Origin of the sequence: Streptomyces sp. NBC_00385 (genome assembly GCF_035917155.1) — a bacterium.
In the GTDB taxonomy this organism is placed as follows: domain Bacteria; phylum Actinomycetota; class Actinomycetes; order Streptomycetales; family Streptomycetaceae; genus Streptomyces; species Streptomyces poriferorum.
Genome location: NZ_CP107951.1, coordinates 8265942 through 8288023, shown reverse-complemented (window position 1 = coordinate 8288023; position 22082 = coordinate 8265942). Strand labels below are relative to the sequence as shown.

General features: G+C 69.6%; 19 protein-coding genes. 10 read left to right on the top strand and 9 right to left on the bottom strand.

Going from position 1 to position 22082, the window contains the following annotated elements; genetic code table 11:
- Nucleotides 1-166: 166 nt before the first annotated feature.
- Nucleotides 167-697, bottom strand: coding sequence for a DUF5133 domain-containing protein (locus tag OG959_RS36640; protein ID WP_326665499.1), 531 nt, complete (start codon nt 695-697; stop codon nt 167-169).
- 443 nt (nt 698-1140) lie between these two features.
- Between OG959_RS36640 and OG959_RS36635 the strand changes: the two genes are divergently transcribed.
- Nucleotides 1141-1923, top strand: a complete 783-nt coding sequence (locus OG959_RS36635) for a VOC family protein (RefSeq protein WP_326665497.1) — start codon at nt 1141-1143, stop codon at nt 1921-1923.
- 46 nt (nt 1924-1969) lie between these two features.
- Here the strand turns inward: OG959_RS36635 and OG959_RS36630 are convergent, their stop codons facing one another.
- A complete protein-coding gene (locus OG959_RS36630; RefSeq protein ID WP_326665495.1) occupies nt 1970-3457 on the bottom strand; it encodes a SulP family inorganic anion transporter in 1488 nt (495 codons plus the stop codon).
- Between the two features lie 414 nt (nt 3458-3871).
- On the opposite strand from OG959_RS36630, the gene OG959_RS36625 reads away from it, so the two are divergent.
- The gene (locus OG959_RS36625) at nt 3872-4276 is read left to right on the top strand and encodes a MerR family transcriptional regulator (protein ID WP_326665493.1); all 405 of its coding nucleotides are present in this window, start codon (nt 3872-3874) and stop codon (nt 4274-4276) included.
- A 62-nt stretch (nt 4277-4338) separates the two neighbouring features.
- Here OG959_RS36625 and OG959_RS36620 read toward each other — a convergent pair whose 3' ends face one another.
- Together OG959_RS36620 and OG959_RS36615 are read right to left on the bottom strand one after the other, a co-directional pair.
- Nucleotides 4339-4713 (bottom strand): hypothetical protein, encoded by a 375-nt coding sequence (locus tag OG959_RS36620; RefSeq protein ID WP_326665491.1) that lies wholly within the window; start codon nt 4711-4713, stop codon nt 4339-4341.
- A gap of 10 nt (nt 4714-4723) precedes the next feature.
- Nucleotides 4724-5473 (bottom strand): ribonuclease activity regulator RraA, encoded by a 750-nt coding sequence (locus OG959_RS36615; RefSeq protein WP_219568177.1) that lies wholly within the window; start codon nt 5471-5473, stop codon nt 4724-4726.
- 196 nt (nt 5474-5669) lie between these two features.
- Between OG959_RS36615 and OG959_RS36610 the strand changes: the two genes are divergently transcribed.
- The 5 genes from OG959_RS36610 to OG959_RS36590 all read left to right on the top strand — a co-directional run bounded on the left by OG959_RS36610 (nt 5670) and on the right by OG959_RS36590 (nt 12311).
- Complete coding sequence (locus OG959_RS36610; RefSeq protein WP_326665489.1) at nt 5670-6974, top strand: alpha-L-fucosidase; 1305 nt, start codon at nt 5670-5672, stop codon at nt 6972-6974.
- Nucleotides 6975-7185: 211 nt separating this feature from the next.
- On the top strand, nt 7186-8430 hold the full coding sequence (locus tag OG959_RS36605) for an ABC transporter substrate-binding protein (RefSeq protein ID WP_326665487.1): 1245 nt from the start codon (nt 7186-7188) through the stop codon (nt 8428-8430).
- Complete coding sequence (locus tag OG959_RS36600; RefSeq protein ID WP_326665486.1) at nt 8409-9338, top strand: carbohydrate ABC transporter permease; 930 nt, start codon at nt 8409-8411, stop codon at nt 9336-9338. Before OG959_RS36605 ends, OG959_RS36600 begins: the two co-directional genes overlap by 22 nt.
- Before the next feature lie 9 nt (nt 9339-9347).
- Entirely contained in the window at nt 9348-10259 is a 912-nt protein-coding gene (locus OG959_RS36595; RefSeq protein ID WP_326665485.1) for a carbohydrate ABC transporter permease, read from the top strand.
- A 60-nt stretch (nt 10260-10319) separates the two neighbouring features.
- Nucleotides 10320-12311, top strand: coding sequence for a right-handed parallel beta-helix repeat-containing protein (locus OG959_RS36590; protein ID WP_326665484.1), 1992 nt, complete (start codon nt 10320-10322; stop codon nt 12309-12311).
- A gap of 62 nt (nt 12312-12373) precedes the next feature.
- Here OG959_RS36590 and OG959_RS36585 read toward each other — a convergent pair whose 3' ends face one another.
- The 3 genes from OG959_RS36585 to OG959_RS36575 all read right to left on the bottom strand — a co-directional run bounded on the left by OG959_RS36585 (nt 12374) and on the right by OG959_RS36575 (nt 15143).
- The gene (locus OG959_RS36585; RefSeq protein WP_326665483.1) at nt 12374-13141 is read right to left on the bottom strand and encodes a GntR family transcriptional regulator; all 768 of its coding nucleotides are present in this window, start codon (nt 13139-13141) and stop codon (nt 12374-12376) included.
- A 68-nt stretch (nt 13142-13209) separates the two neighbouring features.
- The gene (locus tag OG959_RS36580; RefSeq protein WP_326665482.1) at nt 13210-14196 is read right to left on the bottom strand and encodes an acetylxylan esterase; all 987 of its coding nucleotides are present in this window, start codon (nt 14194-14196) and stop codon (nt 13210-13212) included.
- 122 nt (nt 14197-14318) lie between these two features.
- Nucleotides 14319-15143, bottom strand: coding sequence for an amidohydrolase family protein (locus OG959_RS36575; RefSeq protein WP_326665481.1), 825 nt, complete (start codon nt 15141-15143; stop codon nt 14319-14321).
- 109 nt (nt 15144-15252) lie between these two features.
- Here OG959_RS36575 and OG959_RS36570 point away from each other — a divergent pair, with 109 nt between their 5' ends.
- The 3 genes from OG959_RS36570 to OG959_RS36560 all read left to right on the top strand — a co-directional run bounded on the left by OG959_RS36570 (nt 15253) and on the right by OG959_RS36560 (nt 19841).
- Nucleotides 15253-17199, top strand: coding sequence for a hypothetical protein (locus OG959_RS36570; protein ID WP_326665480.1), 1947 nt, complete (start codon nt 15253-15255; stop codon nt 17197-17199).
- A complete protein-coding gene (locus OG959_RS36565) occupies nt 17196-18152 on the top strand; it encodes an aldo/keto reductase (RefSeq protein WP_326665479.1) in 957 nt (318 codons plus the stop codon). The genes OG959_RS36570 and OG959_RS36565 overlap by 4 nt, the downstream gene beginning before the upstream one ends.
- 300 nt (nt 18153-18452) lie before the next feature.
- Entirely contained in the window at nt 18453-19841 is a 1389-nt protein-coding gene (locus tag OG959_RS36560; RefSeq protein WP_442805767.1) for an MFS transporter, read from the top strand.
- A 63-nt stretch (nt 19842-19904) separates the two neighbouring features.
- Here OG959_RS36560 and ligD read toward each other — a convergent pair whose 3' ends face one another.
- Nucleotides 19905-20825 (bottom strand): non-homologous end-joining DNA ligase, encoded by a 921-nt coding sequence (gene ligD / locus OG959_RS36555; protein ID WP_326665478.1) that lies wholly within the window; start codon nt 20823-20825, stop codon nt 19905-19907.
- 84 nt (nt 20826-20909) lie between these two features.
- A complete protein-coding gene (rhaS, locus tag OG959_RS36550) occupies nt 20910-21998 on the bottom strand; it encodes a rhamnose ABC transporter substrate-binding protein (RefSeq protein ID WP_326665477.1) in 1089 nt (362 codons plus the stop codon).
- Between the last annotated feature and the right edge of the window lie 84 nt (nt 21999-22082).

Here is a 22082-nt window from a genome sequence, read left to right as displayed (position 1 = left end):
CGCCCGGGTGTCGTCGTGCTGTCCACGCTACCGACTCGGTGCGGCGGTCGCCCCACCGCACGGCGGCCCGATCGCACGGGATGTCCGGCGTGACGGCCGGCCGGATCCGGTGGGCGGTGCGGAGCCGGGTCGGCAATCACCGGGCCGGTGCTGGCGGCGGAACGGGTCAGGCCCCGGTCGTAAGGCGCTCTTCCGCCGCCAGCACCGCATCGTGCACGCCGGTTCTGCCCAGCAGTACGCACAGCGTGTACGCGGCGTCGTCCAGTGCCTGCCGCGCTCGCATGTCGGACGGAGCGTCGGTCAGCCGGGACTGACAGCCGCGGAACTCCGCCAGGACCTCCGCGGTCCGGGCGCGGCTCGGCATCAGTCCGATGTACGCGGCCCGGGGCGGCAGGGCGCGAGCCGCCGCCACCGCCCGGTGCAGCGCCCGCTCGACACGCGCCGGCATCGCGACGCCACGTGCGTCGGCGGCCATGGCGGCGGCCACCTCCGCCGAGGTGACACCCGCCGCCTTCGCCGCCGCGCCGAGCACCCGCCCGGCGTCCCGCGCCGAGCACGGAATCGCCGCCATGACGGTGCCGACCGCCCACGCGGCCCTGGGCTCGTCGATGGGGGGCTGCGCTGCGGGAGCCGCCAGCTCGGGCGAGGTGTTCCCTCCGCCGGGCTCGGGGTTGCGCGGACTGCGGGCTGACATCATCAGGGCCGTTTCTCGACGAGGCGACGGAGAAGTTCCGCGACGGACGGGTTCCGCGACGACCGGGACGGGGACACGCCGGTCTTCGCCCGCCCCCGTGTGCTCATTTCCGAAACATGACACCCGGAACAGGAGTGCGCCTGTGGACCAGGCCGCTCGGGTGACCCTCCGCGGCCCGGGCGGCCCCGTCGACCGGCACAGCTCCGTGCGCGGTACGGGGAATGCGCGGTGTACGGGGCGCGGTCCGGGTGCGGCGGGGTTGCGGCCGTGTACACAGTTGCTGGGGAGGCCCGGCGGCCGGACCGCACGAGCCGGGGAGGTTCACGGCGGCCCGCCGGAAGGGGCAGCGCGTGTTCTCCCTTCGCTTCCGGCGTCCTCCACCGAGCGGACGACGGGTCGCAGTCGGGACCCCTGGTCAGCGTCCCTCACCACGCAAGGAGTCTTCGATGCCGGCCCTCGGAACGACGATGCCGGTGACCGGCGCGCCCTGCTGGGTGAGCCTGGTGACGCCCGACCCCCACACGGCCCGGTCGTTCTACGCGCGGGTGATGGGGTGGGAGTTCCGCGAGAGTTCCCTCGGACGCGACTTCTCGCTCGCCGTGGCGGACGGCGAGCCTGTCGCGGGCCTGGGCTACTGCCACGGTCGTGGCCTCGCCGCCCGCTGGACGCCGTACTTCGCCGTGACGGACGCCGACGAGACCGCGGACCGGGTCAGGGAACGGGGGGCCACACTCGCCGTCGGGCCCGCACGGCTGGGCGGAGGGCGTGCCGCCCTCGCGGCGGACCGCGACGGGGCCGCTTTCGGCTTCTGGGAGGGCCCGGCCCTGGCCTGGACCGTGGGGCTGGGCAGCGCTCCCGCACGCCTGGACCTCCTGACGCGTCATGCCTTCGAGGCGGCCATCTTCTACGCCGGGATCTTCGACTGGGCGAAGCCGAGCGGCGGCTGCACGGTGGACTACGCGCAGGACCACGTCATGGTGCAGGTGGCCGGACACACCGTCGCCACCTTGCGGGGCGGCGGCGTCGAATCCGCGCCGGACCCGAGGATGCGCCCGAGGTGGGTGGTGGACTTCCACGTGGAGGACAGCCGGGCGACCGCGGCGGCGGCCGATGCGGCCGGCGGGCAGTCCGCTCCGGCCCCTCCCCCGCTCGGCTGCTCGCAGGACACCTGCATCATCCGCGATCCCGGCGGCGCACTGTTCACCGTCTCGGGGACCGGCAGGGCCTGACGCCGGAGATCCGCTGAGCGGCGGGGCGCGTGAGCCGCCCGTTCGATCAGTGGCTGGTGAGCTCTCCGGAGAGCTTCCCGTGGAGGTGTGCGCTGGAATCGTTGAGGCCGATGATCTCGACGGTCTTGCCGCGCTGGGCGTACTTCGTCTCGATGGCATCGAGGGCGGCCACGGAGGAGGCGTCCCAGATGTGGGCGGCGGAGAGATCGATGACGACGCGCTGGGGGTCTCCCGCGTAGTCGAACCGGCCGACGAGATCGTTGGAGGAGGCGAAGAACAGTTCGCCGTTCACGGAGTAGACCACCGCACTGCCGTCGGGGTCGGTGACCGCGGTGACGTCCGCGAGGCGGGCGACGCGCCGGGCGAAGATGACCATCGCGGTGACGGTGCCGACGACGACGCCGATGGCGAGGTTGTGGGTGGCGACGACCACGATCACGGTGATGACCATGACGGCGATCTCACCGGCGGGCATCCGCCTGAGCGTCTTCGGGGCGATGGAGTGCCAGTCGAAGGTGGCGAACGACACCATGACCATGACGGCGACCAGGGCGGCCATCGGGATGTCGGACACCACCGGGCCGAAGACGATGCACAGCACCATCAGGAAGGAACCGGCGAGGAAGGTGGACAGCCGGGTGCGGGCGCCCGAGACCTTCACGTTGATCATCGTCTGGCCGATCATCGCGCAGCCGCCCATGCCGCCGAAGAACCCGGTGACGATGTTGGCGATGCCCTGCCCGATGGACTCGCGGGTCTTGGACGAGTGGGTGTCGGTGATGTCGTCGACCAGCTTCGCGGTCATCAGCGACTCCATCAGCCCGACCAGCGCCATCGCGAAGGCGTAGGGGGCGATCGTCGTGAGGGTGTCGAGGGTGAAGGGAACGTCCGGCAGCCCCGGCACCGGCAGCGAGGACGGCAGCTCCCCCTTGTCCCCCACGGTCGGCACGGCGATCCCCGCCGCGACCGTGATGACGGTGAGGATCACGATGGAGACCAGTGGGGCCGGAATCACCCGGGTGACCTTCGGGAAGAACACCATCAGCGCCAGGCCGCCGATGATCAGCGGGTACACGGCCCAGGGCACGTCGTGCATCTCGGGCACCTGCGCCATGAAGATCAGGATCGCCAGAGCGTTGACGAACCCGACCATCACCGAACGCGGCACGAACCGCATCAGCTTCGCCACTCCCAGGGCGCCGAGCACGACCTGGAAGACCCCCGCCAGGATGACGGCGGCGATCAGGTAACCCAGGCCGTGCTCACGGTTCAGCGGAGCGATCACGAGGGCGACGGCGCCCGTGGCGGCCGAGATCATGGCACGCCGGCCGCCGACGACCGAGATGACCACCGCCATGGTGAACGAGGCGAACAGGCCGATCGCCGGGTCGACGCCCGCGATGATCGAGAACGAGATGGCCTCGGGGATCAGCGCGAGTCCGACCACCAGACCGGCCAGGATCTCGGTACGCCAGACCTTCGGGTCGGACAGCCAGTCGGGCTTCAGGCCGCGCAGCACAGCGGCGGGCGTCATGACGGGAGAAAACAAGGAGGTGAGAACCTGTCGTGCTCGGGCAGACCCCGCCGGCAGGCCGGGGGCATGCGGGTAAAGCGCGAAGGGGCCGGGCCGGCACCCCGCGGACGGCCCTGGAGGGCCGGAGTTCGAGGGGGAGGGGCGGAGCGCGGGCGCACGGCCGGGTCACTCACGTCCGGGGAGCGGATGTCACGGCGGGCAGGCGGGGGCGCTCAGCACCATGGGCTCGCGCACGCTCACTCCTGCAGGAATCGGATCTGCGCCGGGTCGTCGTCGGCCCCGGAAACGATGGGTGGGAGCGGGTCGGTCGAGCGGTCCGCGCCGTCAGCAACTCTACCCTAACGTTAGAGTAGAGGTCGGTCGCGGTCGCGCATGATGCGGCCCGCCACGAGGAGAAGGGCCGGGACCACGGGCGTGGACGACAGGCACATGCAGATCGGCGAGGTCGCCACACGGACCGAACTGTCCCTGCGCACGATCCGCCATTACGAGGAGACGGGCCTCGTCGTTCCTTCCGCCCGCTCGCAGGGCGGATTCCGGCTCTACACCGAGAGTGACGTCCAACGGCTCATGGTCATCCGCCGCATGAAGCCGCTCGGTTTCACTCTCGACCAGATGCGTGACCTGCTCGACGCCACCGACCGCCTCGACGCGGGCGACGCGCTGGACGCCGGTGAACGCGAGGGGCTGCTGGACCGGGTACGCGCATACGAACGGGCCGCCGCGGAACAGGTCACCAGGCTCCGTATCCAGCTCTCCCGGGCCGAGGACTTCGCCGGCACCCTCCGTGCACGCCTGCCGCAGGACGCGCCGAACTGAGCCGACCGGACGGGCCCCGGCCCTCCGCAGGTGGCCGGCCCGGCGCACCGGGTGCCTGGTGGCTACGTGCCGGACTTCCCGTCCGGGACCGCGATGCCCACCGCTTCGAACGGGCCGGTCAGGGCCCGGAAGCGCTCGGGTCCCAGTTGCTCGCGCTTCCAGATGGCCTGGGCCGCGATGGTGGTCAGCGCGATCGCGGAACGCAGGCCCCCCGGCCGGCCGGAGCGCAGTTCCATGGCCCGGTCGCCGAAGGCGTCGCGCACGTGTCTTTTGAGGGCGCTGAACCGGGCCGCGGAAAGGGCGGGGGGCCGCAGGGCATCATCCGCACCCGCCGCCGTCGCCGCGGCGACCGACCGGCGGACCTCGTCCAGCGACTCCGCGGTCAGCCGCGAGGCGGCTGCCACGAAAGCCTCGACCTCACGCGGAAGCGTCGCCATCGTGTTCCCTTCACGTGGCGGACCGGCTCGCCAGGTACTCGGTCATGCCCTCGCCGGTGAGCGGATAGTAGTCGGAGAGCCTGGCGCCCTCGTCGAGGCGGCGACGGGCGAACGCCTCCCGGTCCTGGTGGAGCAGGGAGTCCTCGGCGAGCGGGATCGCGTTCTGCTGCGGCACGACGACGGCCCCGTCCTCGTCGGCGACGATCAGGTCGCCGGGGGTCACCAGTGAGCCGCCGACCCCGACGGGCACGTTGAACGCGGACGGGAACAGCTCGGTCTGCGAGGCGTAGTGGGGAGTGACACCGGTGCACCAGATGGGCACGCCGAGCGCGCGCACCCTGGCCGCGTCCCGCACCCGGCCGTCCACCACGATCCCGGCGCCGCCGCGCAGCTTGAAGTAGCGCACGAGCATGTCGCCGAGGCAGCCGGTGAAGTGACTGCCCTGGGCCGAGATGACCAGCACATCGCCCGGCTGGATGGATTCGAGCACGCCCCACAGCGGGGTCTTGCGCTCGATGTCCTCCTGCTCCGCGCCGTTGAAGACGTCTTCCCGCTGCGGGAGGAACTGCAGCGTCACGGCACCGCCGGTGACCTTGACGTCCGGTTCCCGGTGCAAGGGCACGGGGCCGTCGATGAACGTCCGGGTGATGCCCATCTGGTGGAGCTTCGCACAGGCCGTCGCCGCGCTCACGTCCTTGAGTGCGTCGACCATCTGCGGGGTGGGCCGTACATAGGCGGAGGTGTGGACGGGTGATCGCATCGACTCATACGCACCGGGCCTCCCCTCCGTCCCCTTGGTGAGGGTCTCCCCCGCCGACGCCGCTTCCTGATTCCCGATCGAGTGCATGCACGTGCCTCTCCGCGCGCTCGCCGCACGCAACGCCAGTGACATCATCGCCTATCGATGGTAGATAACAGCCAATCGATTAGTGCTGTCAATGCGTCAGGAGCCCTCCATGAACGGTGCGACCGCGGATCCCGCCGATCCCCCCGCTGCCACCGGGTGGTTCGAGGCCGCCCGCTTCGGCCTCTTCGTCCACTTCGGCCTGTACAGCCTGGCGGCGCGGCACGAGTGGGTGCGCAGCCGTGAGTCCATGTCGCAGCCGGAGTACGACCGTTACCTGCACCGGTTCGACCCGGACCTGTTCGACGCCCGCCAACTCGCGCGTACCGCCCGTGAGTCCGGGATGCGCTATGCGGTACTGACCGCCAAGCACCATGACGGGTTCTGCCTCTTCGATTCGGCACTGACCGACTACACGTCAGTGCGCGTGACCGGGCGCGACCTGGTCCGTGAGTTCGTCGACGCGATGCGCGCCGAAGGGCTGCGCGTCGGCCTGTACTACTCGCTGCTCGACTGGCACCACCCCGACTTCCCCGTCGACGAGCACCACCCGCTGCGCGACACGCCGGCCCGGCAGGAACCCCGCGACATGGAGCGCTACCGCGCCTACATGGAGGGCCAGATACGTGAACTCCTCACCGGGTACGGACCGATCGACACCCTGTTCTTCGACTTCACGTACCCGGAGAAGGGTCCTGAGGAGTGGGGGGCTGAGCATCTGCTCTCCACCGTGCGGGAGTTGCAACCAGGCATCCTCGTCAACGACAGGCTCGGCATTCCGGGCGACTACGTCACGCCCGAGCAGTACCAGCCCGACCGGCCGCTGGAGCGTGACGGCGAGCGTGTGACGTGGGAGGCCTGTCACACACTCAACGGCTCATGGGGCTACGACCGTGACAACCACGACTACAAGGACCCCGCGCTGCTGGTCCGCATGCTGGTGCAGTCCGTCGCCTGCGGCGGCAACCTCATTCTGAACGTCGGACCCAACGGCCGGGGCGCCCTGGATCCCCAGGCCCGCGCCACTCTCCGGGCCATCGGCGCATGGACGGAGCTGCACGCACGGTCCGTGCACGGCGCGGGGCCGAGCGATTTCGAGCCGCCCTCGCACGCCCTGTACACACAGTCCGGCGACCGCCTGTATCTGCACCTGCCGGCCTGGCCGCTCAAGCACCTTCACCTCCCCGGGCTGGCCGGGCGCGTGCGCTACGCCCAACTCCTGCACGACGGTTCGGAGATCCGCTTCCACGAGACGGACGGCGCACGGCACGAGCACAACAACCTCGCGCCGCCGAGCCAGCCGCCGGGGACGCTGACCCTCACCCTGCCCATCGCCCGGCCCGACGTACTGGTCCCGGTGATCGAGCTGGAGCTGGACGCGAGCACCGGAACCGAGAGGTTGCGGCAGCACCCTTGAAGAAGCCGGGAGCCGCCTCTAGCATCAACAATCGATAGACGATAGGCCTGTTGGAGGCGCGGGTCCGGCCCCGCCTCCACGGCATCGCACCGCCCCGCCGGGCGATCCGAGCCCGCGGACACCCGCACCCTCCTGCCGCCATTCCACCCAGGAATCCGCGGCTGGAAGCCAGCTATCGATTATTCACGACTACGCAACGGAGCGTGTCCCGATGAAAACAATGTGGCGCCGCGCTTGCGGGCTCGCCGTGGCTCCCCTGGTGATGGCGTCGGCCGTCGCCTGCGGTGGCGGGTCCGACCAGGCGTCGGAGGGCACGACCCTCCGCGTCATCGTGAACATCACCCCCAACCTGACGGAGAAGTACTGGAACGACCTCTTCGCCGGGTACGAGAAGGCTCACCCCGGCGTGAACATCAAGCTCGAACTGACCGGCACGATCTCGCCGGACGCGAAGCTGAGGCAGGACCTGGCAGCGGGCGATCCGCCGGACGTCGCGCAGCAGATCACGCCGACCCCCGACAACGCTTCGCTCTTCGCGGACCTGTCGGACCAGCCCTGGACCGCGAAGACACCGCTGACGGACCAGTACGCCCTCGACGGCAAGCACTACGTGGTGGGTGTGGGTGAGCAGATACAGTCGCTCGTCTTCTACAACAAGGCCGCCTTCGCGAAGGCGGGGCTCGACGCGGCGCAGATCAGGACGATGGATCAGTTCACGTCGGCCATGGGTGAGTTGAAGGACGCCGGTTACAAGCCGCTGCAGACTGCCGGGCAGTGGGTCACCGGGGCCCAGTTCTCGATGATGGCCGACGCGGGCGTGCTCACCGCCGATCCCCGGTGGACGGTCGAGCGCAACCAGGGCAAGGGCTCCTTCGCGGAGAGCGGCTACCTGCCCTACCTGGAGCACTACAAGAGCTGGATCGACGAGGACTATCTGGAGAAGAGCGCGCTCGGCCTCACCTACGCGGACGGCCAGACGGCGTTCCTGAACGGCAAGTCCGCGATGTACGTCATGGGCTCGTTCTTCGTGCCCGCCGCGGACGCCGCGAAGAAGAGTGACGACATCGGCGTGTTCCCCATGCCGACCGACGGGTCCTATCCGTCCGGCCAGTTCGGCAACATCTCGAACCCGTACGTCGTCGTGAACAAGTCGCGTCACAAGGCCGAGGCGATCGAGTTCGTGAAGTGGGCGACCACCGATCCGGAGGCAATCAAGAGCCAGCTCGCCTCCGACGGCAACCTGCGCGAAGGCTTCACCTACCCGATGTCCAGCCTCGGCACCTCCGTACAGCAGATCCTCGACAAGGCACCGTCGGTCATCGTGAAGTCCGGTGAGAGCCAGCCGATCACCGGCTTCAGCGACGAGCTCAACAAGCAGATCCAGTCCCTGTACACAGGCGCTTCCCCCGAGGACGTGGCCGGCGGATTGGACAAGTGGTGGAACTCGCAGAGCTGACCGCAGGGCCCGACCGGCAGGCGCGGCGTCGGGCGAGGCTGCGCGAGTCGGCCGTGTCCTTCGCGATGATGGGTCCGGCCGTCCTCCTGTACACGGTGATGACCGTCGTGCCGGTGGGTGTCGCGGTCTATCTCAGCCTGACCGACTGGGACGGCTTCTCCACCGCCGCGTTCATCGGGCTGGACAACTACAAGCACCTGTTCGACGACCCGAGTTCGTCGGACGCCTGGTACGTGACAGCGCTGATCGCCACAGCGGGCACCGTCCTCATGGTGGGCCTGGGGCTCGTGTACGCGCTGGCGCTCAAGGGCCGTTCGCGCACGAACTCCTTCTTCCGGGCCGTCGCCTACTTCCCGCACGTCATCAGCGCGCTGATCCTCGGCTATCTGTGGGCGGCGATCCTCGGCACCAACGGCGCCATCAACAACACGCTGGCCAAGTTCGGCATCGAACCGCTCGGGTTCCTCTTCGACGAGCAGTTCGCCCTGATCTCACTGATCGGCGTGATCGTGTGGGCGGGGTTCGGCTTCAACGTCGTTCTGTTCGTGGCCGCGCTGCAGACGGTGCCGGCCGAGCTGCTCGAGGCGGCGGCGATCGACGGCGCCTCCAAGCGGCAGATCAATCAGCGGATCGTGATCCCGATGATCGCGCCCGTGGTGACCGTGGCGACGGTGCTGAACCTGGTGGGACTCATCAGGGCCTACGACATCGTGGTCAGCCTCACCGGCGGCGGTCCGGCCGGGTCGACGCAGACCTTCACCTATCTCATTCTCGCCCGTTCGTTCGAGGGCACCAAAGTCGGATACGCGACCGCGCAGGCCGTGTTCCTGATGGTGGTCTCCGCGGTGCTCGCCCTCGTGGTGACGGCACTGCGCAACCGCCAGGACCAGGCCGCGACAGGAAGTTAGGAGCCGTTGGTGGTCGTACTGGAAGCAGAGGTCCGCGACAGGCCGAAGGCCGCGCCGGCCAAGGGCGCACAAGCGCGTGAACCGGAGCGCAAGGAGCCTCGCTCGCCCGCACGGTGGGCGCTGCTAGGTGTGCTCCTCGTCGTGATGATCGTGCCCGTCTACCTGCTTGTGGTGAACGCCTTCAAGTCGCAGCAGGACATCCTCGACAACCCCTTCTCGATCCCGCTGAGCGGGCTGACCTTCGAGCACATGTCAGCCGCGATCAGCAGCCCGCAGTTCAACGTCATCGACGGCTACGGCTTCACGCTGTTCCTCGTCGTGCTCGTCGACGTGCTGTGCATCCTGCTCGCCGGCCCCGCCGCGTACGCGATCGCGCGCAGCCTCAAGCGGCGAACCCAGCTGGTCCTGCTGTACTTCCTGGCCGGCACGTTCATCCCGGGCGCCGCTGTGATCATCCCGGTGATCTACGTGCTGCGCGAGATCGGGCTGGCCAACACCGTGACCGGCCTGGTCGCGCACGACGTGGCATCCACGCTGCCGGTGAGCATCTTCCTGTTCGTCGGCTTCATCCGCACCATTCCGGTGGACATCGACCATGCCGCCACGATCGACGGTGCGGGCCGCTTCCGGACGTTCTGGGCCATCGTCTTCCCGCTGATGCGCCCTGCGGTGGTCACCGTGCTCATCCTCAACTCGATAGGAATCTGGAACGACTTCATCTCACCGCAGATCCTGCTGAGCCCGTCGTCCGGGCACTACACGGTGACGACGGCGGTCTACGCCGGCATCAGCCAGTACTCGACCGATCTGACGAAGGTGTTCCCCAACCTTCTGCTCGCCATCGCGCCCGTCGTCATCTTCTTCATCTATATGCAGCGCCACATCATCAGCGGTCTCACCGTGGGCGCCGTGAAGGGCTGACCGGGGCCGGCGTGCCCCTTCCCGTCCGAACAAGAAACGAGAGCCGAGAAAGGACCACGCGTGCTGAGAAACCCGAACCGAGGGTCCCGTGGAGGACCGTGGACCGCGGCCGTCCTGTTCGCGTCGCTGGCCATGGTCGCGGTAGGACATCCCGCCGCAGCCCATCCGGTCACGTCCAGGGCGGGGCACACCTATTACGTCGCTCCGTCCGGCCAGGACACGGCGGACGGGAGGAGCGACAAAACCCCGTTCCGGCACATCCAGAAGTGCGCCGACGTGATGGTGCCGGGCGACACCTGCCTGGTCCTGTCCGGGACGTACGAGGAGACGGTCGTGCCGGCTCGTTCCGGCACCGCCGAACTGCCCCTCACCTATCGCGCCGCTCCGGGCGCGAAGGTGACGGTGAGCGGTGCCTCCCGGATCGGCGGCTTCGATCCTGTCACCGCCGCCGACGTCACCGAGATCGCCGCGACCGACCCGTTCGCCGCCGGCTCGCAGTTCAGCGACGCCGTGGCGGACGGGCACATCTACAGCACCAGCGCCGACCTCGGCCCGGACGTGACGACGGTGCAGGTCTTCACCGACCGGAAGATGGGCGTCGAGGCCCAGTGGCCCTATCCCGGCCTCGACCTGCTCGGTCCGTCGCTCCAGTACGCCGGTGCGGGCAGCGCGGACGCCACCGTCGCGGACGCCGATCTCACCCGCCCGGCAGGGTACTGGGACGGTGCGCGTGCCCTCACCGGCTACTGGTACGTGTCGGCCACGACCACGGTCAAGAGCTCCGCCGTCGGCTCCGTGACGCTGGACGCGGCGCCGCCGTGCGTCCACAAGGTCGTTCCCGAGGAGACCCGGTACGCGCTCTCCGGGAAGATCGGCGAACTCGCTCATCCGGGCGAGTGGTTCTACGACCCGGCGGCGAAGCGCCTGTACGTCTACAGCACCGACGACCCGGACACCCACACCGTCGAGGCCAAGCGGCGCACCCTCGGCTTCGACCTGACGGACACCTCTCACACGACGATCGACGGCATCGGCCTGTTCGCCACCACCATCACCACGGGCCCTTCCAGCACCGGTGTCACCCTGGACGGCATCGACGGCCGGTATCTCTCGCACTACACGGACATCACCCGGGGCGCGACGGACTGCGGCAGCACGGTGACACGGGGCGTCGGCGACAGCGGCATCGTCCTCGACGGCACCCGGAACAGGATCGTGAACAGTGATCTGTCGCTGAGCGCGGGGAACGGCATCGCGCTCCGCGGACAGAACAACACCGCCACCGACAACGTGATCCACGACGTCGACTACATGGGCACCTACGCGGCGGGCATCGCCGTACAGGGCAACAGCCAGACGGTCACGCACAACACGATCTCCCGGGTCGGCCGCAGCGGCATCAACCTCCAGTGGAACGAGGTCGCGGGCCTCACCCCGGGCAAGGACCTGATCGCGTACAACGACATCTCCGGCTACGCCCGTATGAGCCTGGACGTCGCCGCGATCTACACCTGCTGCAGTGCCTGGATGATGGGCACCTCCATCGACCACAACGTGCTCCACGACCCGGCTCCCGCCACCACCTCGACCACGTTCGGCATCTCGGGGGTCTACGCGGACAACGGCCAGAGCGACCTCGTGATCGCGAACAACGTGGGCTGGGGCAACCGGGAGGGCACGGTGATGCTCAACGGTCTGGGTACCGGATCGCACGACAACGGCGTCTACAACAACACCGGCGGTATGACGCTGTTCTACGTGAAGGAGCCGGGGCAGTCGACCGGAACCGAGATCTACAACAACGTCGGAACGATCCGGGGCCTGGCCGGCGCCACCGACGGCGGGCTGGTCCTCTCCCACAACCTTCCCGCGGAGACCGACCCGTTGTTCGTCGACGCGGCGAACCACGACTACCGGCTCACCGCCGGATCCCCCGCACGCGGTCAGGCGCTCGCGCTTTTGGGGATCAACGACGGCTCCACGGACGCGGTGCCGAGTCTGGGCGCCTACCAGTACGGGGCGCCCACGTGGACGGCGGGTGCCCGCCGGTAGCCCGCACCCGGCACGCACGGGGGCCCGGTCCGGAGGTTGCGGACCGGGCCCCGGCTGTTCGGTCAGGTCGGCTTCGGCGCGGTCTTCCCGGCCGTCGTCCGCTTCGTCGCCGCGGCCTTCTTGCGCGGCCGCTTCGTCTCCCGTGCGTCGGGAACGGGTCCCCGGCCGGCGGCGTGGTCGGCGAACGCCTGGGCCGCCTTGGCAGGCTCCCGGGACCTCAACAGGCCGACAAGGCGCCCGTGTTCTTCGGCCATGGCACGCCGGTCACCGTCGAAGAGCGGGTCGGAGATGGCCCGCAGGGTGCGCAGACTCGGCTCGATGACCTCCCACATGCGGGCCAGGAACGGATTGCCCGCGAACCGGCTCACCAGGGTGTGGAACTCGATGTCGGCGTCGCGGAAACTGCTGACGTCGTTCGTGGCGACCGCCTCGTGCATCCTCTCGACCTGCGCGTCGAGCTCGGCCAGCTGGTCCTCGGTGATGTGCTCGGCGGCGAGCTGTGCGGCCAGGCTCTCCAGTGGTTCGCGTACCTGACGTGCGTACTCCGCGTCCCGCGAGGAGATCTCGACGACGAAATGGCCGCGGCGCGGGACGTGCGTGAACAGGCCCTCACGGGCCAGCCTCTTGACGGCCTCTCGCACCGGGGCCTGGCTCACGCCGAGCCGCCGGGCGATCTCGGATTCGACCACGCGGTCGTTCGGTGCGAGATCCCCCTCGACGACGGCCTGGCGGAGCAGGTCGTACACCTGGTCCGAGATCAGGGTCTTGCGGAACCGGTCCTTGTTGGTGGCCAGCGTGGAGACGAACCCACCGGACGCATGTGATGCCATGAATTCCCAATCCTGCCCTGGGGCACGTCAGTTGCGACATAATACGCGCCCGTCCTCTCTCGATGGAGTCACACCGAGGTTTCCAGCTGATCGGCCAGCCACTCCAATTTGACTACCTCATGGGCGGCCCCGCCGCCTTCGTGGTCGTTGAACGGATAGACCCGTATCTGCTTGTCGGACTGATCCACGTTCGCTTGGGCGCCGTAATGGTTGAACGCCGCGTACACCGTGGAGGGCGGGCAGACGCGGTCCATCAGCCCGACCGAGAACAGGGTCGGCGCATTCGCCCTCCGGGCCAGGGCGGCCCCGTCGAAGTAGGACATGGTGCGGGCCACCGTGGCCGCGTGCTCCCGGTGCCGCTTCACGAACCGGGTGACCTCGTCGTACGGGGGCATGTCGGTGATCGTCGTGGCGCGCGGGAAGTGGCACAGGAACGGCACGTCCGGCATGACGGCCACGAGGTCCGGGACGAGGCCCGCGGCGGCGAGCGTGATGCCGCCGCCCTGACTGGTTCCGGTGACCACGACACGGGCCGGGTCGACGTCCGGGTGCGTGCGCGCCGCGGCCACGGCACGCACCGCGTCGGTGTAGAGGCGCCGGTAGTAGTAGCGGCGCGGGTCGAGGACGCCGCGGGTGAGGAAGCCGGGCGCCGCGATGTCACCGGTGGCCGGGTCGGCGTCGGGGGTCTCGGCGCCCTGGCCGCGGGTGTCCATGACGAAGTGCGCATAGCCCGCGTCCGCCCACAGGCGAGTCTCGTGGGGCGCTCCCCGCCCGGTGCCGTAGCCCAGGTACTCCACGACGGCCGGCAGCGGGCCCGTGCGGGTCACCGGCAGGTGGAGCCAGCCGCGCACGGGGTGACCGCCGTAGCCCGCGAAGGTCACATCGAAGGTGTCGATCGTGACGAGCCCGTTCGTCACCGGCTCGAACGAGACCGCGAGGCCGATGTCCTCGTGCCGGGCAAGGGTTTCCTGCCAGAAGACGTCGAAGTCGTCGGGCTCGGCGAGAGCCGGACGGTAACGCTCCAGCTCGTCCAGGGGAAGGTCGAATTGTGCCATGAGCATCTCCGCGGAGGTCGGGGCCTGCTCTCGGCGATGCCGAGTCGGCCGCTGATCATCGCCTATCGATCATCGAGGGAATCGAATCAGGGGCGTTCGAACACTGTCAACCGGGCGGACGGTCAGCTGTCGAGTCCGTACACGCGGACCGCCGTCGTCCGCAGGACGCGATCGCGCTGGTCGTCCGTCAGGTGCGCCAGGCCGAGCCTGGACGCCGCGAGCGAGTCGGCCCGGGAGCCCCGTGGCAGACAGATCGGCCAGTCCGAGCCGATGAGGCAGCGGTCCGGGCCCAAGGTGTCCACGACGTGCCGCACCATGTGTGCGACGCGCTGCGGAGGTGCGCCGTGCTGTTGGGTGAGCAGCCCGGAGATCTTCACCACCGCCCCCGTTCCCTCGGCTGCGCGCTCGACGTCGCGGTACCACTCCCCCACCTCGGGCGTGCGCGGGTCCGGGGGGTTGCCCAGGTGGTCGACGACGACCTTCAGGTCCGGATGCCGGGCGATGACGTCGGCCGCCGTCCTCAACGCCCCCTGATGCAGGTTGAGCTCGAGGACCGCCCCTTCTGCGGCCAGCACGGGGACGAGCGCGCGGGCCGCCCCGGGAGTGTCCGCCCAGGAGGTTCCGCCGAGCCGCATCCCGTTCGGACGCGAGGCACCCCACTCGTGCAGCAGGGCACGGAACGGGCCTGGCCCGTCAGCGCCGTGGACGTGCAGGTTGGCCACGTACCCGGCGACCAGGTCCGGGCGGCGCAGGCGCAGTTCGCGCAGCGCGCGCGTCTCTCCCGCGTCTCCGCGCGACGCTTCGACGAGGATCGCGCCGGCCAGTCCGAGACCCGCGCCCGAGCGCTCCAAGTCAGCCTCCCCGAAGGGGTGATGGTGCTCACTGCCGGGCTTGATCCACGGGAATCCCCCGGCCGGATCCCACAGGTGGACGTGGCAGTCGATCACGGTGCGCCTCCTCCTCGGGCTTGCGGGGCAGCTCCTGAGTATTGACACGTCGGCTCCCCGCCGGTGAGTCTAACCATCGGCTATCGATGGGCGATTATTCAATGCTTACGTGACGAGGGAGCAGGTGTTCTCGATGCTCGGGCCTGAGCGGACCGGCGGCACACATACAGGGGCGGAGGCACACGGGCCTCTGCTGAACGCGACCCTTACCGTTACCGACATCCCCCGATGGGCAGAGCTGGAACGGCAGTTGTTCGCCTTCCAGGACAAGGCCTGGCGGCTCTTCGCCGACCGCTACACCGAGGGCGACGGCCGCCTCGTCTTCCGTGACACGCTCGGCCGGGGGCTGGACGGCCGGGACGGGGTGGACGACTTCTACGAGCCGTTCTTCAACTGGCCGATGCTGTACCTGCTCGGCGGAGATGCGGATCTGCTGGCGGCCGCGCGGCGGCACTGGAGCGGTGTCACCGCGCAGCTCACCGACATGGGCATGCTCGTCGACGGCCTGGAGCGGGGCTACGACTGGTTCCACCAGGGCGAGGGACTGCTCCTCTTCTACGGCCTGTGCCTCGCCGACCCGGACGACAGGGAGCTGCGCAAACTCGCCCTGCGCTTCGCCGACTTCTACCTTCCCGGCGGGCCCAACTACGACCCGCGACACCGCGTGGTGCGCGCCCCGCACAACGGCTCGGCGGGTCCACGGTTCGGCTTCAGCGACGAGGAGCCCTACTTCCCGTGGAGCCCGGCCCTGCGCCCGTACGGTATGCCGCTGGACGGGGTCGACGACCTCGCGTCCTTCGATGACCTGGAGGCGTCCCCCGAGCGAGCCCGGGCGTACGGCCGGGCGATGTGGGAACGGATGGGCCGCGGTGACACGATCGTGAACCTCGCGGCCACGGGCCTCGCGACCCAGGCGTTTCTGCTCAGTGGCGAGCAGCGCTACGCGGACTGGGTGGCCGAGTACGTCGGCGCGTGGCAGGAGCGGCTCGACGGCCGTGCGGTCGTGCCCGACAACGCCGGCCTGAACGGTGTGGTGGGTGAGTACCTGGACGGCCGCTGGTACGGCGGCCACTACGGATGGTCCTGGCCGCACGGCCTCTCCCCCGTCGGCAGCGCCACCGTCATCGGCGCGGCCAACGCGACCCTTCTCACCGGGGACCGGGGCTTCCTGGACCTCGCGCGCAATCCGCTCGACGTCGTGATGTCCCACGCCGAGCAGCGCGGCGCGGCGGAGATGGGCACGCTGGGCGAGCGCTGGGAGCCGCACCTGCGCGCCATGACGGACGAACGCACCCTCATGGTTCCACAGCGGCACAACGACTCCGGCTGGTTCGACTACACCGTCATGCCGGGACAACTTCCTCTCGCGCTTTGGCACTTCAGCCGCGACGAGGCCGACCGGGAGCGGATCGAGCAGCTGCGGGAAGCGTCCCGCTGGGACTGGACGGCCGTGCACACGCAGCGGATCAAGGACGAGGCGGGCCATGAGGAGCCCTGGTACGAGTTCCTGCACGGGCGGAACCCGCACTATCCCGAGCGGATGCTGCGCAGCGCCCTGGCGAGCTGCGCCGAGCGCGTGGAGGCCATCGAGAACGACACCGTCGACCCGGCGGTCGGCCCGGACGCGCTGGACATCCACCACTGGCAGCACCTCAACCCCGTGGTGACCGAGGCCCTGTTGCAGCTGACGACCGGCTCTCCGCAGGTGCTCTACAACGGCGGACTGGCCCACCTGCACGTGCGCTACCACGACGCGGACGCCCGCCGCCCCGGCCTTCCGCCGGACGTCGCCGCGCTCGTCTCCGACATCCGCCCGGATCACACGGTGGTGGAGCTGGTGAACCTCGGCGGTGCGGCGCGTTCCCTGCTGGTGCAGGCGGGTTCGTTCGCCGAGCACCATGTCGCGGCCGTCCGCGTGGACGACGGCCCCGCCCAGCCGGTCGGCGGACCGTACGTCCGCGTAGGCCTGCCCGGGAACGCGCGGATCCGGCTGACCCTGACCATGACCCTGCGCGCGGGCCGCGCGGCCTGTGCCTCACCGTGGGAGACGGCATGACCGACCGACCGGCAGCCAACCGGCTGCCCTTCACCCTGCCCCGCCTCGGTCTGGGCACCGCTCCCCTGGGCGGTCTCTTCGAGGACGTCAGCGACGAGGAAGCCGCCGCGACCCTCAAGGCGGCGGCCGAGGGCGGAATGTCGTACGTCGACACCGCTCCCCGCTACGGACACGGCCTCGCCGAGCGGCGCCTGGGCCGGCTGCTCCCCTCCGCCGGGGGCGCCGCCCCGGTGATCTCCACCAAGACGGGCTGGCTGCTGCGCCCCCGGCCGGACGGCTCACCGGGCGAGGTGATCACCGACTGGACCGAGCGCGGCATCCGGGAATCCCTGGAGTCGAGCCTGGCCCGCCTGGGCCGCTCCAGCGTCGACATCCTGTATCTGCACGACCCTGACAACCACCCGGACGAGATCCGCCGCACGGCCTATCCGGCGGTGCGCAGACTGCGCGAGGAAGGCCTGGTCAAGGCCATCGGATTCGGCATGAACCACAGCGGTCCGCTCGCCTCGTACGTGGCGGAGTTCGAGGTCGATGTCGTACTCGTCGCGGGCCGTCTCTCGCTGCTCGACCACGAGGCGCTCACCGAGCTGCTGCCGCTGTGCGCCAGGACGGGCACCTCGGTGGTCGTCGGCGGTGTCTTCAACACCGGCCTGCTGGCCGACCCCGCGCCCGGGGCCATGTTCAACTACCGTCCTGCTCCCGCTGCGTCACTGGAGCGGGCCCGGCAGTGCCGGGCCCTGTGCGAGGCGTACGAGGTGCCGCTGACCGCGGCAGCGATCCAGTTCCCCCTGCTGCACGGTGCCGTGGACTCCGTCGTCCTCGGCTGCCGTTCGGCGGCGGAGGTCACGGCGAACGTGGCAGCTTCCCGCTTCCCGATTCCGGACGAGCTCTGGCAACGGCTCGCCGATGCGGGATTCGTCCCCGAACGGCTGCTGGAGGAGCGCGCCGGCTGACTCCGCCGTACCGGGGCGGCCCTCCGCGGAGCCCGCTCGGGCGCACGCACCCCGTGTGGCCGAGCGGCCCCGTGTGTGCGGCGGCGGCAACCGGGCACCTGGCCGATATTGGATGCACTGCGGCCACGCGGCACCCCCGCCGCCCGGGACGAGGAGGGAACCGCTGTGAGCAGCCCCGACGCATCGGAGGAGCCCGGAGACAGGGAGGGAACGGCAGCGCCGGGTGATTCCGGGATCGGTGTGGTCACCACGGCCGTCCCGGCGCGGCTGGACCGGCTGCCCTGGTCACGCTGGCACTGGATGATCGTCATCGGCCTCGGCACGGTGTGGATCCTCGACGGGCTGGAAGTGACGACGGTCGGCAACATCGCGAGCCGGCTGTCGGAAGAGGGCTCGGGCCTGGCCATCACGTCCGCCCAGGTCACCGGCCTGGCGGCGGCCCTCTACGTGGCGGGGGCCTGCTCGGGAGCACTGTTCTTCGGCTGGCTCACGGACCGGTACGGCCGTAAGAAGCTGTTCATGGTGACGCTCGCGGTCTATCTCGCCGCGACCGCGATGACCGCCCTGTCCTTCAGCGCGTGGTGGTTCTTCCTCTTCCGCTTCCTCACCGGCTTCGGCATCGGTGGGGAGTACGCGGCCATCAACTCGGCGATCGACGAACTGATCCCGTCGAAGTACCGGGGCCGGGTCGACCTCATCATCAACGGCAGCTACTGGCTGGGCGCGGTCGGCGGGGCGCTGCTGTCGATCGTCATGCTGAACACGGACTACTTCCCGAAGGACCTGGGCTGGCGGCTCACATTCGCCCTGGGCGTGGTCCTGGGCCTCGTGATCCTGCTCGTCCGGCGGCACGTGCCGGAGAGTCCGCGGTGGCAGTTCATCCACGGGCACGGCCAGGACGCCGACAAGCTCGTCGGATCGGTCGAACGGGAGATCGAGGAACAGCGTCACGAGAAGCTGCCGCCGCCGGCGGGTGAGATCACGATCCACGAGCGCAAGAGCATCGGCTTCGGCCTCATCGCGAAAACGGTCTTCCGGAGCTACCCCAAGCGCGCGGTGCTCGGGCTGTCCCTCTTCATCGGGCAGGCCTTCCTCTACAACGCGATCACCTTCGGCTTCGGCGCGATCCTCACCACGTTCTTCGACGTCGAGAGCGGTCAAACGGGTTACTACTTCGCGGTGATCGCTGCCGGGAACTTCGTCGGACCACTCGTACTCGGCAAGCTGTTCGACACGATCGGACGGCGCATCATGATCGCAGCCACCTACATCGTGCCGGGCATCCTGCTCTTCATCACGGCCTGGCTCTTCGACCGGGGTTCGCTCAATGCCACCACCCTGACCGCGTGCTGGTGCGTGGTGCTGTTCTTCGCCTCGGCGGGAGCGAGCAGCGCCTACCTGACCGTCTCCGAGGTCTTCCCGATGGAGACCAGGGCCATGGCCATCGCCTTCTTCTACGCGGTCGGTACGGCCGTCGGCGGGATCAGCGGCCCGCTCATCTTCGCCGACCTCACCGAGTCGGGCGTGCCGCGCGACACCGCCCTCGCCTTCTGCATCGGGGCGGGGCTGATGTGCGCGGCCGGCATCGTCGCGGCCTTCCTCGCCGTCGACGCCGAGCAGCGTTCCCTGGAGGACATCGCGAGGCCGCTCTCCCAGCTGGAGGAAACCGGCGGCGGCTCGAAGGGGTGAGCCAAGGCGTACCCGTTGCGTGGTGCGGTCGCGGGTTCCGGTCACCGTCCGGCCGTCCTCGCCTCAGGACGGGCTCCCGGTCGTCCCTTCCCGCAGCCGCCGGGTCGCCGTGGCCAGGCCCCGGGCGTGGCGCGCGAGTCCCGCCCACGGGTCCTCGTCGAGGCGGTCGCCGAGGTCGGTCACCGTCCAGCGGCGGGCTGTCAGGCCGGGGGTGTCCAGTTCGTCCCAGGCCAGCGGCACCGCGACGGGAGCGCCGGGCCGGGACCGGACGGCGAACGGCGCGACGACCGTCTGCGCGTAGCCGTTGCGGGCGACGTCCAGATAGAGCCGTCCTCCACGGGCGTCCTTACGGGGCTCCGTCGTCAACTCCTGCGCATGGCGTGCTGCCAGCGTCTCCGCGGCCGTGCGGGCGAACGTCAGCACGTCGTCCACGTCGTCCCGCCTGTTCAGCGGGACGACGACGTGCAGGCCACGTGATCCTGTCGTCATCAGGCCCGAGGGAAGGTCCAGCTCCTCCAGCAGTTCCCGCACCCGATGGGCCGCACGCCGTACGGGCTCGAAGTCGTCGGAGGGCGGGTCGAGATCGAAGACGAGGCGGTCGGGACGTCGCGGACGGTCGGCGCGGCTCAGCCAGCGGTGCGGGGTGATACACGCCTGGCTCGCGAGATAGACCAGGGTCGCGGTGTCGTCACACAGCACATGCGTGACCTCCCCACCCTTCTTGGCCACCGCCGCGCGCCGGATCCAGTCGGGGAAGTAGCCGGACACCTCCTTCTGGTAGAAGCGGTCTCCCTCGATGCCGTCCGGCATCCGCTCGAGCATCAGGGGACGGCCGCGCAACTCGGGCAGCATGCGCGGTGCCACCCGCCGGTAGTGCTCGACGAGATCGGCCTTGGTGATGCCGTCCTGCGGGAACAGCTCCTTCCCGGCCCGCTTCACGGCGATCCTGCGTCGCCCGACCCGGAGCTCAACAGTGGCGTTCACGCCACCGCCTCCTTCACACCGATGTGTCCACCGCTTTCCCGTCCAGCTTGCCCCGCGATGACAGGAGTCGCGAACGCCCCGGGCTCAGAACGTGAACTGATCGATGTTGGCCCGGTCGAAGACGGTCGGCTTCCCGAGCAGGACAACGCCGTCCTTCCCGATCGTGAACCTGCCCAGATCGCCTGCGGTGAAGGTCTCCCCCTCGGCACCCGTGATCCGGCCGGACTCCAGGGCGACGGCCGTATGGGCGGCGAGGGCGCCGAGCTTCGCCGGGTCCCAGAGCTCGAAGGCCTCGACGGTGCCGTTCTTGACGTAGGCGCGCATGTCGTTCGGGGTGCCCAGGCCGGTCAGCTTGACCTTGCCCCGGTACTTGGAGCCGGACAGGTACTGGGCGGCCGCCTTGATGCCGACCGTGGTGGGGGAAACGATCCCCTTCAGGCCGGGGTACTCCTGAAGCAGCCCCTGGGTCTGCTGGAAGGACTTCTGGGCGTCGTCGTCGCCGTAGGCGGTCTTGACCAGCTTGATGTCCTTGTACTCGGGCTTCTTCAGCTCGTCCTTCATGAAGGCGATCCAGGTGTTCTGGTTGGTGGCCGTCTGGGCCGCCGAGAGGATCGCGATCTCGCCCTTGCCCCCGATCTGCTTCGCCAGCAACTGGATCTGGGTACGGCCCAGGTCCTCGGCACTGGCCTGGGAGACGAACGCCTGACGGCAGCCGGTCTGCGTGTCGGAGTCGTACGTCACGACGCTGACGCCGTTCTTCATCGCCTGCTTCAGTGCCGTGCACAGGGCGCCCGGATCCTGTGCGGAGACGGCGATGGCGTCGACCTGCTGCTGGGTGAGGGTGTTGACGTACGAGACCTGTCCGGATGTGTCGGTGCCACTGCTGGTGCCGACCTCCTTGTACGTGGAGCCGAGCTGTTCCACGGCCTTCTTGCCGCCGCCGTCCGACGTGGTGAAGTAGGGATTGTTGACCTGCTTGGGCAGGAAGGCGACCGTAAGACCCTTCGTGATGGCCTTGTTCGGATCCGCCTTGCCGGTGGCAGCGGCCGGGCCGGCCTCCTTGTTCGCGGAGTCCTTGGTGGTGCCGGAGCAGGCGGTGGCACCGAGGGCGAGAACGGCGGTGACGGCGAGAGCTGCGGTCAGCCGGGCGCTTTTGGCGGTGGGGCCGTACATGACGGGTTCCTTTCGCTGCCGCGAGCGGCAGGGGCTGGCGTGCGGATGTCCGGACGGTGACGTGGTAGGTGCGGGTCGGTGCGG